This is a genomic window from Nocardioides luteus (assembly GCF_015752315.1).
Lineage (GTDB): Bacteria > Actinomycetota > Actinomycetes > Propionibacteriales > Nocardioidaceae > Nocardioides.
On record NZ_JADOVJ010000001.1, the window covers coordinates 5,515,725 to 5,532,075 of the forward strand.

Below are 16,351 nucleotides of genomic sequence, written 5' to 3' on the forward strand. Positions count from 1 at the left end.
CGAGTTGTTTCCTTTCGCTGGTGTCATCGGTCAGGCGGCCACCGAGGTGGTCGCCAGGAAGCGGTCGAGCCGCTCCCGGTCGGGAAGGCCGTCCTTGTCGCCGGCCGAGGTGGTGGCCAGCGCACCGACCGCGGCGGCCCGCTCGAGCGCGGGCCCGAGCTCCAGACCGTCCAGGTGGGCGCTGATCAGCCCGGCGGCGAAGCCGTCGCCGGCGCCGACGGTGTCCACGGCCTCGACCTGGAACGCGGGCTGCCGGACGGTGCCCTCCGGGCCGAAGGCGACGGCTCCGTGACAGCCGTTCTTGACGACCACGCGCGCGACGCCCGCGGTCAGATAGTGCTCGGCGATGGACTCGGGGTCGCTGTGACCGGTCAGCACCCGGCCCTCCTCGACCCCCGGGAGCACCCAGTCGGCCAGGGCGGCGACCTCGTTCACGACGGCGACCATCTCCTGCTCGCTCGCCCACAGCGACGGACGCAGGTTCGGGTCGAAGGACACGCTCGCGCCGCCCGCCCGGGCCGCGGCCACCGCCCGGAACGCGAAGTCCCGCGCCGTCTCGGAGATCGCCAGCGGGATGCCGGTCAGATGGAGGTGACGGGCCGAGGAGACGTACGTCCCCATCGGCTCGCTCCACGCCAGCCGGCTCCCCGCGGAGCCGCGCCGGAAGTAGACCACCTCCGGGTCGCCGCCGTCGGCCCGCGACTTCAGCTGAAAGCCGGTGGGCGCGGTGTCGTCGGTCTCGACCCGGGTCAGGTCGATCCCGCAGCTGCGGAGCTCCTCCTCGACGAACAGGCCGAGCGGGTCGTCTCCCAGCCGTCCGATCCAGCCGGACCGGTGACCCAGCCGGGCCAGGCCGGTCGCCACGTTGGTCTCGGCCCCGGCGGTCGCCCGGACGAAGGTCGCGGCCCGGTGCAGCGGTCCGCTCTCCTGGGCGACGAACATCGCCATCGCCTCACCGAAGGTGACCACGTCCAGGCCGGTGTCGGTGCCGGTCATGCCGCACCCCTCTCCGTACGCCGCCGATGCACGCCCTCGACCACCGGATTGACCAGCTCCCCGATGCCCGCGACGCTCGCCGTGACCTGCTGTCCGGGCCGGATCGGGAGGCTGGTCCCGGGAGCACCGGTCAGGATGACGTCGCCCGGCCCGAGCGGGAGGAAGCCGCTGACCCACGTCACCACCTCGGTGACGGTCCGGGCCAGCTGGCCCGTGTCGGCCTCCGGCGCGACCTCGCCGTCGACCCGGAGACCCACAACGGCACCCGCCGGGTCGAGATCCGTCTCGATCCACGGGCCCAGCGGGGTGAACCCCCGCTGGCCCTTGGCCTGCGTCCACAGCGAGTCCTGGGCCTGCAGGTCCCGCGCGGTGACGTCGTTGGCGACGGTGTAGCCCAGAACGGTCCCCGAGCTCCCGATCACGACCGCGAGCTCGGCCTCCGCGTGGACCAGCCCGAGGCCGGCCGGCACCGGCACCGGGTCGCCGGGGCCGATCACCGACCGAGCCGGTTTGAGGAACGCCTGCGGCGGCAGCAGCCTGTCGCTCGGCCCGGTGTTGTGCGCCATCCCGACCACGGTCCGCGGCTCGACCGGAGCCAGCAGGCGGGCGTCGGCGAGGGCGACCCACCGGTCCCGGCACCGGATCTCGTCGGCGAACACGTCCTCGACCAACCGGTAGCCGTCGGCCTCGACCACGGCGTGGTCGATCCCGTCGGGATGCTCGATCCGGGCGATCCTCATCGAGCAGTCTCCGAAGCACTCTCCATCGCCGGCGCCTTGACCAGCAGCATCACCACGGCGGCCAGCGCCAGACAGCCGGCCATCAGCAGGAACGAGGCGTCGGTGCTCCCGGTCGTGCCGTTCAGCCAGCCGACCAGGTAGCTGCCCGCGAACCCGCCGAGCGCACCGAAGGAGTTGATCAGCGCGATCGCCGCTCCGGCCACGTTGCGCGGCAGGAACTCGGGGATCTGCGCGAAGTAGGGACCGTAGGGCGCGTACATCGCACCACCGGCGAGCGTGAGCAGGATGAACGAGAGCCAGAACTGGTCGGGCCCGAGCAGGTAGGAGCCGTAGAAGGCCACCGCACCGACCAACAGCCACGGCCACACGAACCGCCCGCGCGTCCCGGCACGGTCGGAGGCACGACTGTTGACGATCATCAGCACGACGGCGAGGACGTACGGGATCCCGGAGATGAGCCCGGACATCCCGATGCCCTCACCCGAGGCGGCCTTCACGATCGAGGGCAGCCAGAAGACGAAGCCGTAGACGCCGACGCTCCACAGGAAGTACTGCAGCGAGAGCAGGATGACGTTGCGCGACCGGAAGGCCTCGCCGTAGCCCTTGACCGGGGTCAGCGCACGCTGCTCCTGGTTGAGCTGCTCGACGACCGCGTCGCGCTCGGACGCGTTGAGCCACGTCGCCTGCTCGGGGTGGTCGCTGACCATCGCCCGGAAGACGAACGCCCAGATGACCGCGGGCAGGCCCTCGATGATGAACATCCACCGCCAGTCGGTCGCCTCGATGAGGAAGCCGGACACGACCGTCAGCCACAGCACGGTGACCGGGTTGCCGAGGATCAGGAAGGTGTTGGCGCGACCGCGCTCACGGCTGGTGAACCAGTGGCTGAGGAAGATCACCATCGCCGGCAGCACGGCGGCCTCGACGACACCGATCAGGAAGCGTACGACGATCAGCGCGGTCGCCGAGCTGAGCAGCCCCTGCACCGAGGCGAGCAGGCCCCAGGCGATCAGGCTCCAGAAGATCAGCGACCGTACGCTGCGCCGCTCGGCGTAGATCGCTCCCGGGATCTGGAAGGCGAAGTAGCCCAGGAAGAAGGCAGCGCCGATGAGCGCGGAGACGGCGGGCGTGATCGCGAGGTCCTCCGCCATGCCGCCGGCGATGCCGATGGAGAAGTTGGAGCGGTCGAGGTAGGCCAGGCTGTAGGTGATGAAGACGATCGGCAGCAGGCGCGCCCAGCGCTGCGTGCCGATCGTCGTCGCGCCGGAGTCGGCGCGCGTGTCGGAGGTGGTCATAGGGGGATTCCTTTCGCTCTACTCCCGCGTGGCGGAAGTCACTTTCACCATGCGAGTGTGGCGGCGACCACATCGGCCCGTCAACGCATTCCTTCCATGTTTCAGATATCGCTTCCACGATATGGAAGAATCTCGGTCATGGACGACACGACCGAGGCCGAGGCCAAGCGCGACATGGTCGGCAAGGCGCTGCTGCTGCTGGACCGGCTCAGCGCCTACCCCTCCGGCGTACCGCTCTCCACGCTCAGCCGGGAGACCGGCTTCCCGCTCAGCACCTGCCACCGGCTCGCGGCGGCGCTGATCCGCGACGGCTACGCGAGCTTCGACGAGGACAGCAAGCGCTACTCCCTCGGGCTCAAGGTCTTCTCGCTGGCCCAGTCCGTCGCCCATCGCCGCGGCTTCGCGGGCTCAGCCCTGCCCGCGCTGGAGGAGCTCACCGAGCAGACCCGCGAGACCTCGCTGATGTCGGTCCGCTCGGACCACAACCAGCTCTACGTCCACCACGTCCAGGGGCCGCAGCAGGTCAGCGTGATCGGCACCCCCGGCGGCCTCGGCCCGCTGCACTGCACGTCGATGGGCAAGGTGCTGGTGGCGTTCGCCCCTGAGCCCGAGCGGAAACGGCTGGTCGACGACCTCGATCTGGTCGTGAAGACGCCGCGCACGATCTCCGATCGCGCCGGCTTCGCGGCGATGATCGAGCAGGTGCGCGAGCAGGGGTACGCGGTCGCGGACGAGGAGCACGAGATCGGCATCCGCGCCCTCGGTGTGCCCGTGCTCGACCCGGACAACCATGCCGTCGCCGCCGTCTCGATCGCGGCGCCGTCCTACCGGATGGAGATGGACCGGATGCTCGAGCTGCTCCCGCACCTGCGGGCCGCCGCCCAGCACCTCGCGGTCGTGCTCCCGATCACCTCGCGGCGTACGTGAGGACCTGCTGACCGATCGTCGAGAGCCTGCCCTCCTCGACCACCAGCTCCCAGCCGTGTCCGGCGTCCGCGGCCACGAACTCCGACGACGTGGCCTCCGCCAGCTCTCGGGCGGCATCGGCCTCCTCGGCACCGTCGGCGTCCTCGGAGATGGCGATCAGGCCCGGGGTCCGGATCGTGTCGGCGACCGAGGCCAGGTCGACACCGGCCCAGGTCGACGGCCCCGACAGGTCGACCCAGCCGTCGACGTCGACCCCGGCGGCGACGGCCCGCACGGTCTGGCTGCCGCCCATCGACGCTCCGACCAGCACGACCGGCGCGTCCGGCCACTGCTTCTCGACCTCGCTCAGCACGGCCCGCACCTGCGGCACCGGGTCGTCCGGGTCCTCGATCCTGCAGTCGGCGGTGCCGTAGCCGCACTGGTCGTACGAGATGCCGGCGACTCCCTGGAGAGCGGCCAGGATCGCGAAGTCACCCCATCCGCAGCGGTTGCCGTCGGTCTGGTGGAGCATCACCAGCACCGCCGACGGGGCCGTGCCCTCCGGCGGGGCGAACCGGATGCCCGGCAGCGTGAGGTCCTTGCCGACGACCTGGAGCGGCTCGACCCCGGCGTCGGTCTCCGGCAGGAAGCAACCACCGAGCTCGCCCTTGAGGTACGGCCCGTCCGTCGGCAGCACCGGACCGGACTCCTTCGCCGCCGCTGAGCCGTCGTCCCCGCCGCTCTCCCCACCGCACCCGGCCAGCAGCACAGCCGCGATCGCCACGCCTGCCGCCACTCCCTTCACGCTCGTCATATGTCAATATTGACATATGCCAGATCCCGGTGCAGCCACTTCCAACCTCGGCTTCGCGATCCTCGGCCTGCTGGCGCGACGTGCGTGCACCGGCTACGAGGTCGCCCAGCGGATGCGCCAGCCGATCGGCTACTTCTGGACCGCCCGCCACTCGCAGATCTACCCGGAGCTGAATCGCCTCGACGCCGCCGGGCTGGTCGAGCACGAGGTCATCGAGGGAGCCGGTCCCCGACCGACGAAGCGCTACCGGATCACCGGTGCCGGCCAGGACGCGCTGGCCGCCTGGGTCGTCGGCGACCTCGAGCCCCAGCCCGTCCGCGACCTGGAGGTTCTCCGGCTGTGGTCGATCTGGACCGTCGAGCCCGCCGCGGCCGACGAGCTGGTCGCCCGGCTCGAGGCAACCCACCAGGACGTCCTCGACCGCTACCTCGCCGAGCTGGCCGAGATCTCCGACGACCCCGGCGCTCGCGACCCCGCGAACCCGCTGTTCGCCAGCCGGATCACGCTCGAAGGAGGCATCCGGTCGCGGCGTACGACGTTGGAGTGGTGTGCCTGGATGCGCGCGGAGCTCGCCGCCGCCGAGCGACGGCGGTAGCCCGCGCGCATCCCGGCGCCGCTCAGGCCGAGACCGTACGCAGCGCGATGATCGCGACCGAGACGACCGCGAAGACCGCGGCCGGGGCGATCGCCGTGTCCCGCACCCGGACGTGCGCGATGACCGCGCCGATGAAGTACAGCAGCGTGCCGATCGCGGCCGCGACCCCGAGCGGCCACCAGAACAGGCCGATGATCAGACCGGCCGCGCCGGCGATCTCGAGCAGCGCCAGGATCGGCACGATCCGGGTGACGCCGACCTTCTCCAGGGTCTCGGCCTGGGCCGGGTTGTGGGTCAGCTTCCCGTACGCCGAGAACAGCAGCAGCAGGGCGAACAGGATGCTCAGGACGAGCGTGGCGATGAACATGCGATGGTCTCCTAGATGATCCGGACTGATGTCTCCGGTATAGAAGCGGAGAGTGGTCCCCGGTATTCCCGGAGCCGTCGTAGGCTGGTGCCATGGGGTGCCCGAAGGATCGCGACGAACGCCCGGAACGCCCCCCGGAACGCCCCCCGGAACGACCCCCGGAACGGGCCCAGGCACGGCCCCGGCGGCCGGCACGTGCGGAGCGGCGCGACAGCATCCGCAACCGCGAGCGGATCGTCGCGGCGGCGCAGGCCGTCTTCCAGCGCGACGGGATCCACGCGCCTCTCGACCACATCGCGGCGGAGGCCGGCGTCGGCTCCGGCACCCTCTACCGGCACTTCCCCGACCGCGTCGAGCTCTGGAAGTCGGTCCTCGCCGAGCCGCTGCAGGCTCACCTCGCCACCGCGCAGGCGGCGCTGTCGGCCGACGACCCGTGGGACGGACTCGTCGCCTACCTCACCGCGAGCTGCGAGCTCGAGGCCGCCGCCTCCGGCTACGTGAATCTGATGTCCACGCACTTCGAAGGCGGCTCCGAGCTCGCCGTCCTCCGTGCGGAGATCCAGCAGACGATCGAGGCCGTGGTGCACCGCGCGGTCGACACGGGCGCGGTCCGCCCGGACCTGGCCCCCGAGGACCTGCTCTTCGTGGTCCTCTCCCACAGCAAGGTCATCGAGGTGACCGGAACCATCGCGCCGGAGGCTTGGCGGCGCAACCTGGCCTTCTACCTCGACGCGTTCCGCCCCGGGGCCGCGCATCCCATCGACGTCCCGCCGCTCACGCCACGCCAGATCCTGCTGAGCCTGCTGGTGCCGAGCGCCCGGTCACGGCGACGCGGCCGGACGACCTGAGACGACACCCGCGGGGCGGGGCGCAGATCAACCAGCGGCCGGGTGGTGCCTCTGCACGAAGGCGAGCGCGGTCTCGGCGACCTCGCGCCAGCCGCTGTCGATGGTCAGGGAGTGGCCGCGGCCCGGGATCTCGACGAACTCGGTGACGGCGTGCGTGTTGTGGGCGTGCTTCTTGTACGCAGCGTGCGTGATGGCGTGCGGGACGGTGTGGTCCTTCTCGCCGGAGATGAGCAGGATCGGCCCGCGGTTCTCGGCCTTGTAGTCGACCCTGGTCTCGCTGAACGGGTTCAGGTTGGCGACCGCGGCCTGGAAGATCGGGACTCCCGAGGCGGCGACGTGGTACTCGTCGTAGAGCTTCTTCGACTCCTCCTCGGTGAGGTTGTTCGTCCAGCCGTACCGGAACTCGTCATAGGTCAGGGTGACCGACCGGCGGGCGTTGGCCGGGTTCCCGAGGACCGGAGATCCGGCCTTGAGCGCCGACGGCGGCAGCGGGAGCACGCCGCGACCCGGCGCCGGGTCGATCGACACCGTGGCTGCCGACGCGCCCTCGCCGGCGATCTTCTGGGCGATGAGCCCGCCGAAGGAGTGACCGACGACGGCCGGGGTGGCGCTCAGCCCGCCGATCGCCTCCAGGTAGTGGTCGGTGACGGCCTGGACCATCTTGCGGGCGAACACCTCGGGGTGCTGGCGTGCTTCCTCGATGGTCTCGGGGTCGTCGGGCCACCCGGGGGCGATGGTCGCGTAGCCGTTCTCCTCGAAGAGGGAGCGCCAGCGGTCCCAGCTGCTGGAGAGCAGCCAGAGGCCGTGCACGAACGCGACGACGGGCCGACCGTCCGCGTTGGCTCGTTCGATCTCGTCGAGTTCCCGTGAGGTGAGGGCGGACATGGTGGAGCTCCCTTCGCGAATGGCCAGGTGGTTGGCCGTGTCCTCACGCTAGTCAGCGTCCCGCGCACGGATCTCGTCTTTCCGTGACCGATTTCCGGCCTGGAGTGACAACCTCGCGGGGACGAGGACGCGGGCGCGTCGGCGTACTAGCGTCGGGCGGGACGACTCACCGATCCCGGCAGCCAGAGGAGGAGCCTTGACGTCGACGGTGACCTCCGCGGAGCTGCAACAGGTCGAGTCCGCCAACCGCTCAGGACGTCCGGTCGTGGTGTTGGTGCACGGCATGTTCGTCCACGCGAGCAGCTGGCGGCAGTGGCGGACCCTCTTCGAGGGCGCCGGCTACGCGACCGTGGCGCCCGGGTGGCCCGGTGAGGCCGATGCGGTGGACGGGGCTCGCGCCGACGGTGGCCCCACCGACCGGCAGGACCTGCGCTCGGTGCTCGCGCACCACCGGCACCTCCTCGACCGGTTGGACCGGCAGCCGGCGCTGATCGGTCACTGCGCGGGCGGCTGGGTCGTCCAGCGGCTCGCCTCGGAGGGACTCGCCTCGGTCACGGTGGCGATGGAGCCCACCCCGTTCCGCGGGGTGCTGCCGGTCCCGCTCAGCACCGTGCGCTCGACCCTGCCCGTGCTGGCCAGGCCTCGGCGCTACCGGCACGCCACCACCCTGACGTTCGACCAGTTCCGCTACTCGTGGGGCAACGCGCTCGGCGTGGACGAGGCGCGTGAGCTCTACGAGCAGCACCACGTGCCTGCTCCCGGCGCAGCGCTGTTCCAGTCGGCGGCGGCGAACCTGAGCCCGTGGTCACCGACCCGGATCGACACCCGCGCGGCCGACCGCGGGCCGCTCCTTCTCGTCGCGGGCGCCGAGGACCGGCAGGCGACCTGGTCGATGACGCATGCCGCCTATCGGCGCCACCGCCGCAACCCGCACCCCACCGAGATCGTCGAGATGCCTCACCGGGGACACACGATGCCCTTCGACCACGGCTGGTCGGAGGTGGCTCTGCTCGCGCTGTCGTTCATCGAACGGCACATCCCGTCGCCGCCCCTCCCGGCCGCTCGTCCACAAAAAGCATGAACCCGACACCGACTCGGAGCCTCGAGACGCCTCCGCGCCCTAGGCTCGGCGGCGTACGACCAGCGGGGCCGAAGGGAGACCCGGATGGACACTGTTCGGCTCGACGCTGAACTCTTCGCGCCCCGGGACCGCGAAGAGGCCATCCGGGCGATCATCTGGGACAGCGTCGTCAGGGTCGAGATCCAGCAGCAGCCCGATCCCGAGCAGATCCGCGTCCATGCACGCATCGCCGACCTGGGGGCGCTCAACATCTGCTCGGTCCGGGCCAACGCGACGACCATCGAGCGTACGTCCGCACTCGCCGCGGATCCCACCGATGCGTACCTCTTCGTCGGCCTGCAGCTCTCCGGCACCAGCATCGTGGTGCAGGGCGACCACGAAGCCGTCCTCCGGCCGGGAGACCTCGCGGTCTACGACACCCGCCGGCCCTACACGCTCCTGAACGACCACGGCATCCACCAGCACTACTTCCGGGTGCCGATCGGCGCGCTCGCACTTCCCGGCCGGGCGCTGGAGGCGGTGACCGCCGTACGTCTGGACGGCCGCCGCCCGCTGGCGCGGGCGACCGCGGGATATCTGGGGCATCTGGCCGACAGCGTCGGCGATCTCTCGGCCGCCGAGGCGGCGCAGGCCACCGCCCCGACCATCGGTCTCATCAGAACCCTTCTCACCGCTCAGCTCCTGGAGTCGCCGCTCCGCCGTGAGCACCTCGAGGACAGCCTCGAGACACGGATCCTCGAATACATCCGCGTGCACCTGGGCGACCGCGACCTGTCCCCACGTCGGATCGCCGCCGCTCACCACATCTCGGTGCGCCATCTCTACCGGCTGATGGGCAGGTCCGGCATCGTCCTCGGCGACTGGATCCGCGAGCGGCGTCTCGAGCGGTGCCGGGACGAGCTGGCAGACCCGATGGGCCGTACGACGATCGCCGAGGTTGCCCACACGTGGGGTTTCTCGGACCCGTCGCAGTTCGGCCGGGCCTTCAAGCGTGTCTACGCCATGACCCCGCGCGAGTGGATGCACATCAGCCGGGCGCAGTCACCGGACTGACCTCATCGAGGGACGGGCAGGAACCGCTCCAGCAGACGCCGCTCGGTGGCTGCGTCCTCGCCGGGCTCGGTGAGGAACGACAGGATGATGCGCAGCACCCAGTCGGCGAGGTCGGGGTCCTCGTCGCCGGAGGCGAGGTAGCTCTGCGCGACACCGCGGATGATCGGGGAGTCGCGGAGCACCTCGCGCAGGAGGGTGCTGTCGCCGGAGTACCAGGCGGCGAGGTGGGGGCGCTCGCGTACGGCGGCGAGGCAGGCGAGGACGGCATCGACCACGCGACGCCGCGGGTCGGAGATGTCGGCCACGGCCTGCCCGACCTGCGTGGTGATCAGCCGCGCCTCGCGGTGCGCGAAGGCGTGGATCAGGGCCTGCCGGTTCTCGAAGTAGCGATACAGGGTCGCCCGCGAGCAGCCGGCCGCGCGGGCCACCTCGTCCATGCCCGGCCTGTCGACGCCGCGCTCCACGAACAGCGCGCCCGCGGCGTCGAGGATCCGCTCGGCGGCGAGCTCGCTCCGCTCCGCCTCCAGCCAGCTCATGCGGTCACCTCGACGCGGAGGCTGACCGGCCTGCGTACGTAGCTCCCCGGCGCCCACGCCACGGAGTCGTGGTCGACGGTGAAGGACGGGATCCGGGTGAGGATCTCGGTGAGAGTCACGCGACCCATCATCCGGGCCGCGGCGGCGCCCAGGCAGTGGTGCGCGCCGTGGGCGAAGGTCAGGATCTGTCGGGGGTTGCGCGTGACGTCGAGCTCCTCGGCGTCGGCGCCGAAGGCGCGCGGGTCCCGGTTGGCGGCCGCGTAGCAGAGCAGGACCTTCTTCCCCGCGGGGATCGTGACGCCGTGGAGCCTGACGTCGCGGGTCGTGGTCCGGGCGAGCCCCTGGACCGGCGAGGTGAGCCGCAGCAGCTCCTCGACCGCAGCAGGGACGTCCTGCAGCGCGAGCTCGCGCTGGTCGGGTCGCACCGCCAGCAGCGGCAGCCCGCCGCCGAGCAGCCCGGTCGTCGTGTCGTTGCCACCGGCCACCATCGTGAACGCGAACGCGAGCACCCGCAGCAGACCGGCGTCGTCGTCGGCCTCGCCGGCGGCGACGAGATGGGAGACGGTGTCGTCGCCGGGATCACGGCGGCGTCGCTCGATGAGCTCGGCGAAGTAGCCCATCAGCTCGGCGGCGGCCCCGGCCCCGATGGCCTCGTCCTGTGCCGCGTTGGCCGTGACGATCGCGTCGGTCCAGACGTCGAACCGGCCCCAGTCCTCCTCGGGAACGCCGAGGTAGTGGGCCACGACCATGCTCGGCAGCGGCTTGAACAGCTCCGCGACGATGTCGCCGCCACCGGCCGCCCTGATCGCGTCGATGCGCTCGCTGACGAACCGGGTGACCCGAGGCGTCACGTCCTCGACCTGCTTGGGCGTGAAGCCGCGGTTCACCAGCTTGCGGAACGCCGTGTGGGCCGGCGGATCGGTCATCACCATCGGCGGGTTCTCGGCCAGACCGATCCGCTCGAGCTCGTCGTGCGCCGTCGTCAGGCCCCCGGTCGAGCTGAACGTCTCGTGGTCGCGCACCGCCGAGAAGACGTCGTCGTGCCTGGTCAGGACCCAGTAGTCACTCCGAACGACATGGTGGACCGGGTCGTGCTCGCGCAGCGCGGCGTACATCGGCCAGGGGTCGGCCCACGAGGGCCTGGTCGGCGGGACGTACGCGGCGATCCCGTGAGACACATCGCTAGTCATGTCTCACAGAATCAACATCCTTCGTCAGTTTGTCAACGGCTGGGTTCCGGCGAGCGCGACGCCGTGGCGCTCGGTGACCGACAGGATCGCCGCCATCGAGTCCGTCGGCGGAAGGTCGGCGCGGACGGAGCTGGAGAAGTCGTCGAAGAAGCGGCCGGCGCGGTCGCCGGTGACGATCGCGAGGAAGCGGGCCGACTCGCCGACGACCTCGAAGGTGAGCGGAGTGCCGGTGGGACAGACGATCAGCCCGCCCGGCTCCACGTCGTAGGGCTTGCCGTCGACGTACACCGTGAGCCGGCCCTCGAGCAGGTACAGCACCCCGCTCCACGGGGAGACGTGCGGGGGCGCCATCGGCGCGGCCGGGGCGGTCACCTCGAAGACCTCGAAAGCCCCGAGGTCGTCCTTGACGGCAGCCTTCGCCACGTGGTCGCCATCGATCATCGGGTAGCGCCGACCCTCCTCGGGCCGTACGTAGGTGGTGCTCATGACTCCTCCTTCGGTTGGGTGCGTTCAGCATCCGCCGCAGGAGCGGGCGTGGACCGAGTAGTGCGCTACTCGACTCCGAGGAGACCGGAGAGCGCCGCCCGCTCGGAGACGCCGAGCTTGTGACCGGCCCGGTAGAGGTGCCCCTCGACGGTCCGCACCGACAGCGTCAGCCGGGCCGCGATGTCCTTGTTGGACAGCCCCCTGGCGGCCAGTGCGGCGATCTCGCGCTCGCGCGCGGTCAGTGGCAGCGGCCGGGCCGCGACCACGAGCGCCGGCGTGCAGGCACCCGACCTCTCGGCCAGCTTCTCGGCGGTGGCCGCCGCGGTCAGGGCCGACCCCTGCCTGCCCGCACGGCGCTGCACGTCGGCGGCCTGCGCCGCCGCGTCGCCCGCGGCGACGAGATCACCGAGCCGGGCCCACGCGTGCGCCACCTCGAGCAGCGCGTCGCCGTCCTCGTCGGACCACGCTTTGGCATGGGTCAGCGCGGTCTCGGCCCGTGGGCCGAGCCCGGCCAGCGACGTCAGACGTCGCGTCGCGGCCGCGGTCGCGCCCCCGAGCTGGACCGCGGTCTGCCAGGCCAGGACCTCGTACGCAGGAGACCCCGCATCGCGGGCGAGGTCCGCCGCCTCGGCCGCACGCGCGATCGCCTCCGTCGTCGCCCCCTCCGCCGCCGCGCCCCACGCCAGCGCGAGGAGGTCGTCCGGCAGGTAGAGCCGGTACGCCGGATGGTGCCCGGCAGCCACGCCGGTCAGGAGCGGGGCGGCCTCCGCGGGCCGGCCGGCCTGCGCCAGGGCGGTGGCGAGCAACGTACGACAGCGGAAGCCGAACTCATGCCCTGATCCGTCGAACCCCGCCCATGCCTCCCGTAGGGAGACCAGCGCATCGTCGACCCGGCCGCAGGCGAGGGCGGCGTGACCTGCGACGACGAGTCCCATGAGCCGGGCCGGTCCCGGGAGGTCGGCCGAGGCTGCCCGCATCCGCCGGGCCAGGTCGGCGCCCCGGTCCGGGGTGCCGGCGAGCCGGTGCCCGAGCACCTGGAAGTCAGCGAGCCCGAAGCCGGGGATGACGGTGGGCGCCCGGTCGGCGGTGAGCCCGCCGACGACCGCGGCCTCGTCGAGGAGCTCTTCCTCGCCGGTGACGGCGGCCGCCGCGGAGGCGGCGCTGGCGACCAGGATGCCGGCCAGATCGTCGGGAAGGCTGCCCCGCAGCAGCTGCGGGGCGCGATCGAGGACGCCCGCGAAGTCGCCTTCGGCCACGTCGAGGACGAGCGACATCGCGGCGGCGTGGGCCGGAGCCGCACCGGTGGCCTCGGCGGCGGCCAGCGCCAGACGCGCCCTGTCCGGCCGCGCCATCGTGAAGAGCAGGTTGCCGGCCCGATGAAGCTGCACCATCGCGAGCGTCCCGGGATCGGGTGCACCCTCGACGAGGTCGAGGTGGATCGCCTCTGCCTCCTCACCGCGGCTGAGCCAGGAGAGCGCCGCGGCATGCACCACCCGGGCGGCGAAGTCCCCGGTGTCGGCTGCGGCGTGGGCCAGCCGCTCGGCCAGCGGCAGGTCGTACATCCGGGTCGCCGCCTCCGCTGCCCGCACGAAGAGCGCCGGCTCGGGCGGCAGGTCGGAGTCGAGGGTGAGCACGGCCCGGGGGATCGGGTCCGGCTCGGGGTCGAGGGTCTGCGCCACCCGGCCGCGGAGCCGGCGGGCGCGCAGCGTGCCCATCGCGGCGCGGCGTACCTCTCCGTACAGGGGATGTGCCAGTCGCGCGACCACCCCGTCGGTACGCACCAGCCCGCGGCTCTCCGCCTCCTCGACGTCCTCCGCGGAGGCCAGCGCGGACAGCGTCGGGACCGCCACCGGCTCGGCCAGCGCGACCATGTCGACGACGTCACGCACCCCCGCCGCGAGGTCTCCGATCTCCCGCTCCAGGAGACCCGCGAGCTCGGGGGAGATCGTCGGCTCACTTGTCCAGCGCCAGATCCCGGACGCCGGGGTGAACCGCCCCGCCGACACCTCCCCGGCCAGCAGGTGGCGCAGGAACAGCGGACTGCCCTCGGTCATCGTCCACAGCCGGTGCGCGGAGGCCGTGTCGACCGGACCGCCGAGCACCCGGGCGATCAGCTGCGTGCTCCCCTCGGCATCCAGCGGCGCCAGCTCCAGACGCGGCAGATGGTCGTCCTTCCACAGCGACGTCACGATGTCGGGCGCGGTCTCCCCGGTACGCAGCGTGATCAGGACCGGGGCCAGCCGACGTGCCACCACCCGGTGCACCACGATCGCCGAGTGCTCGTCGAGCAGGTGGGCGTCGTCGACCGCCAGCACCAGCGGCAGCTGCCGACCGAGCTGGTCCAGCGCCCGCCCGATCGTCTCGGCCGCCTCCCCGGGCGGCACGTCGAGCAGCCCGGCGAACGCACCCAACGGGAACGGCCGGGCGGCCGTGCTGCCCTGGGCGAAGACGACGGTCTCCCCGCGGCGTACGCAGCCCGCCAGGGCCTCACGGGCGAGCCGGGTCTTCCCCACCCCCGCCGGACCCGCAACGATGACGCCCGCCGCACCGGGCCGGATCGCCGCCGCCACCCTGCGCAGCTCTTCGTCCCGGCCGGTCAGCGGCCACGGCCGCTCCATGCCGTCAGGCTAGCGAGCCGGTTCCGCGGGCGCATCACTCAAAATGCGGCATCGGCGGCACCGGGCGCTCCGCCACCCCCTGCGCAGCGGAGCGCCCGTGCCGGCCCTTCCACAACGCGCCTCAGGCGCGGGCCGCGCGGTGCACGTCCATCGTGCCGATGTGCTGCTCGGACTCGACCAGGCCCTCGTCGCTGGGGCTCTCGCCCTTGTCGAAGACCCGCTCGCGCTGCTTGGCCCGCAGGTCGGGGTGCGCGGCGCTCGGGACGTCGAAGCCGAAGTGGGCCTGCGCCTCGCGCACCTCCCACACCTTGTCGCTCAGCGGCGGGACACGGAGGATGGCCGGCGCCGCGACCGGGGTGGCCTGCGGCGCGAGAAGGCCGAAGAGGGCGAGCCGGGCGTTGAGGGAGCGGAAGAGAACGGCGTGGAGGAGGCGGTTCGGGATCCGTACGAGGGCATCGAGCAGGGGCCCCTGGCGGAGGTTGGCCATCTCGCGCATGTAGCGGGGGTAGGTCGAGATGACCCCCTTGCTCATCAGCCACATCGTCGGCGCCAGGAGTGCCTTCTGCCAGGCCGGCATCGCCGGCGGCAGCGCGACCTTCAGCGGGATGATGAAGTGGATCATGTCCTGGGCCGCTTCCGACGCGGCGAGGTGGGGGCGCCAGTCCTCGAAGTACTGGTGCACCTCGTCGCGGCTGGTCGGCACCGTGGCGGGATCGATCGTCTGCAGCTTGGCGATCTCGCGGCACTCCGCCCAGAACTGCTTCTCCTCGTCCTCGGAGAGACGGCCCGGGCCGAACATCTCGTAGCACTTGAGGATGGAGTGCCACGCCGTCATGTGGATCCAGAGCTGCGAGGACGGCTTGTTGGCGTCGTACTCACCACCCGTCACCGGGTCGTGGCCGATCGCCTTCGAGTGCACCTTGACCAGCACGTCGGCCGCCCGGCAGGTCTGCTCGGCACCGGCGAAGAGCTGCATCGCGAAGTAGCGCAGGGTGCGGCCGTAGCGGGTCGAGGGCCGGTACTTCACACCGCCGGACTGGACGACGGCGGCGGCGAGGTTCGGGTCGAAGTGCTCGATCGTCACCGAGCGCGCGAAGCCGAGGACGTACGACGTCGGGTGGCCCCACACCTTCCAGGCGACCGAGTCGGGCCCGAGGAACCCGTAGTCGGCCATGGGCTCGTACTGCTTCATCAGCTGCTTCCGAGTCTTGACGCCGAACACCATCGTTCTCTCCTTTGCTACACCACTGTAGGTTCAGCGTAATCTACACCTCTGTAATATTGTGTGCACGTGACGCCCGACACACCTCCACGGCCGAAGCGCCGCTACGCACGCCGGCTTCCGGTCGAGCAGCGGCGCGAGCATCTCCTCGACGCGGCTCTGCGGGTGATCGCGCGCGACGGCTACGAGTCGGTCTCCATCGAGGCGATCGCGCAGGAGGCCGAGGTCACCCGCCCCGTCGTCTACAGCGCGTACGACGGCCTCGAGCCGCTCCTCCACGCGCTCCTCGACCGCACGCAGCGCCGTGCCCTCGCCTCTGCCCTCCGCCTGATGCCGCAGCCCGGGGGCGACCAGGACGTCGCCGAGTGGGCACTCGATGCGTTCGCCGCCCTGCTGGACATCGTGCGCAAGGAGCCCGACGTGTGGCGCCCGGTGCTCGGCCTGACCCGCAACGCGCCCGCCGTCGTACGCGACCGCATCGACGCCACCCGGGACCTGATCCGCGGCTACCTCGTCGACGCCTTCCAGGAGGGCCTCGAACGACACGGTGACACCAAGAATGAGAGCAAGGAGGTCGATGTCGACCTCCTTGCCCACCTGACGCTGGTCACCGCCGAGGAGTTCGCCCGGCTGACCCTCGAGGACCCGGATCGCTACGACAAGGACCGCCTGATGGCGACCATCGAGACCCTGCTGTCCTCGTTCACCGATCGCTAGAA

Annotated in this window: 17 protein-coding genes; 6 read left to right on the forward strand and 11 right to left on the reverse strand. The window is 71.7% G+C overall.

Features of this window, described 5'->3' with window-relative positions; all coding sequences use genetic code 11:
* Nucleotides 1-30: 30 nt before the first annotated feature.
* Genes HD557_RS26390 through HD557_RS26400 form a run of 3 tightly spaced genes read right to left on the reverse strand, consistent with a single transcriptional unit; the run spans nucleotide 31 to nucleotide 3,031 of the window.
* Complete coding sequence (locus HD557_RS26390; protein ID WP_196876053.1) at nucleotides 31-996, reverse strand: sugar kinase; 966 nt, start codon at nucleotides 994-996, stop codon at nucleotides 31-33.
* Nucleotides 993-1,736: a fumarylacetoacetate hydrolase family protein gene (locus tag HD557_RS26395; RefSeq protein WP_196876054.1), complete on the reverse strand. Its 744-nt coding sequence runs from the start codon at nucleotides 1,734-1,736 to the stop codon at nucleotides 993-995. Before HD557_RS26395 ends, HD557_RS26390 begins: the two co-directional genes overlap by 4 nt.
* Complete coding sequence (locus HD557_RS26400; protein WP_196876055.1) at nucleotides 1,733-3,031, reverse strand: MFS transporter; 1,299 nt, start codon at nucleotides 3,029-3,031, stop codon at nucleotides 1,733-1,735. Before HD557_RS26400 ends, HD557_RS26395 begins: the two co-directional genes overlap by 4 nt.
* Nucleotides 3,032-3,169: 138 nt before the next feature.
* Between HD557_RS26400 and HD557_RS26405 the strand changes: the two genes are divergently transcribed.
* On the forward strand, nucleotides 3,170-3,958 hold the full coding sequence (locus HD557_RS26405; protein WP_196876056.1) for an IclR family transcriptional regulator: 789 nt from the start codon (nucleotides 3,170-3,172) through the stop codon (nucleotides 3,956-3,958).
* On the opposite strand, the gene HD557_RS26410 is transcribed toward HD557_RS26405, so the two are convergent.
* A complete protein-coding gene (locus tag HD557_RS26410) occupies nucleotides 3,939-4,751 on the reverse strand; it encodes an alpha/beta hydrolase (protein ID WP_196876057.1) in 813 nt (270 codons plus the stop codon). The genes HD557_RS26405 and HD557_RS26410 overlap by 20 nt on opposite strands.
* A 16-nt stretch (nucleotides 4,752-4,767) precedes the next feature.
* Between HD557_RS26410 and HD557_RS26415 the strand changes: the two genes are divergently transcribed.
* Nucleotides 4,768-5,346, forward strand: a complete 579-nt coding sequence (locus HD557_RS26415) for a PadR family transcriptional regulator (protein WP_196876058.1) — start codon at nucleotides 4,768-4,770, stop codon at nucleotides 5,344-5,346.
* A 22-nt stretch (nucleotides 5,347-5,368) separates the two neighbouring features.
* Here HD557_RS26415 and HD557_RS26420 read toward each other — a convergent pair whose 3' ends face one another.
* Complete coding sequence (locus HD557_RS26420; protein WP_196876059.1) at nucleotides 5,369-5,713, reverse strand: DoxX family protein; 345 nt, start codon at nucleotides 5,711-5,713, stop codon at nucleotides 5,369-5,371.
* A 92-nt stretch (nucleotides 5,714-5,805) separates the two neighbouring features.
* On the opposite strand from HD557_RS26420, the gene HD557_RS26425 reads away from it, so the two are divergent.
* Nucleotides 5,806-6,561 carry a TetR/AcrR family transcriptional regulator gene (locus tag HD557_RS26425; RefSeq protein ID WP_196876060.1) on the forward strand — a complete coding sequence of 252 codons (756 nt, stop codon included), beginning with the start codon at nucleotides 5,806-5,808 and terminating at the stop codon, nucleotides 6,559-6,561.
* Between the two features lie 27 nt (nucleotides 6,562-6,588).
* Here HD557_RS26425 and HD557_RS26430 read toward each other — a convergent pair whose 3' ends face one another.
* Complete coding sequence (locus tag HD557_RS26430) at nucleotides 6,589-7,446, reverse strand: alpha/beta hydrolase (RefSeq protein ID WP_008355670.1); 858 nt, start codon at nucleotides 7,444-7,446, stop codon at nucleotides 6,589-6,591.
* A gap of 196 nt (nucleotides 7,447-7,642) precedes the next feature.
* Here HD557_RS26430 and HD557_RS26435 point away from each other — a divergent pair, with 196 nt between their 5' ends.
* Nucleotides 7,643-8,527, forward strand: coding sequence for an alpha/beta hydrolase (locus tag HD557_RS26435; RefSeq protein WP_196876061.1), 885 nt, complete (start codon nucleotides 7,643-7,645; stop codon nucleotides 8,525-8,527).
* 84 nt (nucleotides 8,528-8,611) lie between these two features.
* A complete protein-coding gene (locus HD557_RS26440) occupies nucleotides 8,612-9,580 on the forward strand; it encodes an AraC-like ligand-binding domain-containing protein (protein WP_196876062.1) in 969 nt (322 codons plus the stop codon).
* A 2-nt stretch (nucleotides 9,581-9,582) separates the two neighbouring features.
* On the opposite strand, the gene HD557_RS26445 is transcribed toward HD557_RS26440, so the two are convergent.
* The 5 genes from HD557_RS26445 to HD557_RS26465 all read right to left on the reverse strand — a co-directional run bounded on the left by HD557_RS26445 (nucleotide 9,583) and on the right by HD557_RS26465 (nucleotide 15,635).
* Nucleotides 9,583-10,116 (reverse strand): TetR/AcrR family transcriptional regulator, encoded by a 534-nt coding sequence (locus HD557_RS26445; RefSeq protein ID WP_196876063.1) that lies wholly within the window; start codon nucleotides 10,114-10,116, stop codon nucleotides 9,583-9,585.
* On the reverse strand, nucleotides 10,113-11,306 hold the full coding sequence (locus HD557_RS26450) for a cytochrome P450 (protein WP_196876064.1): 1,194 nt from the start codon (nucleotides 11,304-11,306) through the stop codon (nucleotides 10,113-10,115). The genes HD557_RS26445 and HD557_RS26450 overlap by 4 nt, the downstream gene beginning before the upstream one ends.
* 24 nt (nucleotides 11,307-11,330) lie before the next feature.
* On the reverse strand, nucleotides 11,331-11,792 hold the full coding sequence (locus tag HD557_RS26455; protein WP_008355665.1) for a cupin domain-containing protein: 462 nt from the start codon (nucleotides 11,790-11,792) through the stop codon (nucleotides 11,331-11,333).
* Between the two features lie 65 nt (nucleotides 11,793-11,857).
* Complete coding sequence (locus tag HD557_RS26460; protein WP_196876065.1) at nucleotides 11,858-14,410, reverse strand: helix-turn-helix transcriptional regulator; 2,553 nt, start codon at nucleotides 14,408-14,410, stop codon at nucleotides 11,858-11,860.
* A gap of 121 nt (nucleotides 14,411-14,531) precedes the next feature.
* Nucleotides 14,532-15,635, reverse strand: coding sequence for an oxygenase MpaB family protein (locus HD557_RS26465; RefSeq protein ID WP_196876066.1), 1,104 nt, complete (start codon nucleotides 15,633-15,635; stop codon nucleotides 14,532-14,534).
* Between the two features lie 66 nt (nucleotides 15,636-15,701).
* On the opposite strand from HD557_RS26465, the gene HD557_RS26470 reads away from it, so the two are divergent.
* Nucleotides 15,702-16,349, forward strand: coding sequence for a TetR/AcrR family transcriptional regulator (locus tag HD557_RS26470; protein WP_307785715.1), 648 nt, complete (start codon nucleotides 15,702-15,704; stop codon nucleotides 16,347-16,349).
* Nucleotides 16,350-16,351 lie beyond the last annotated feature (2 nt).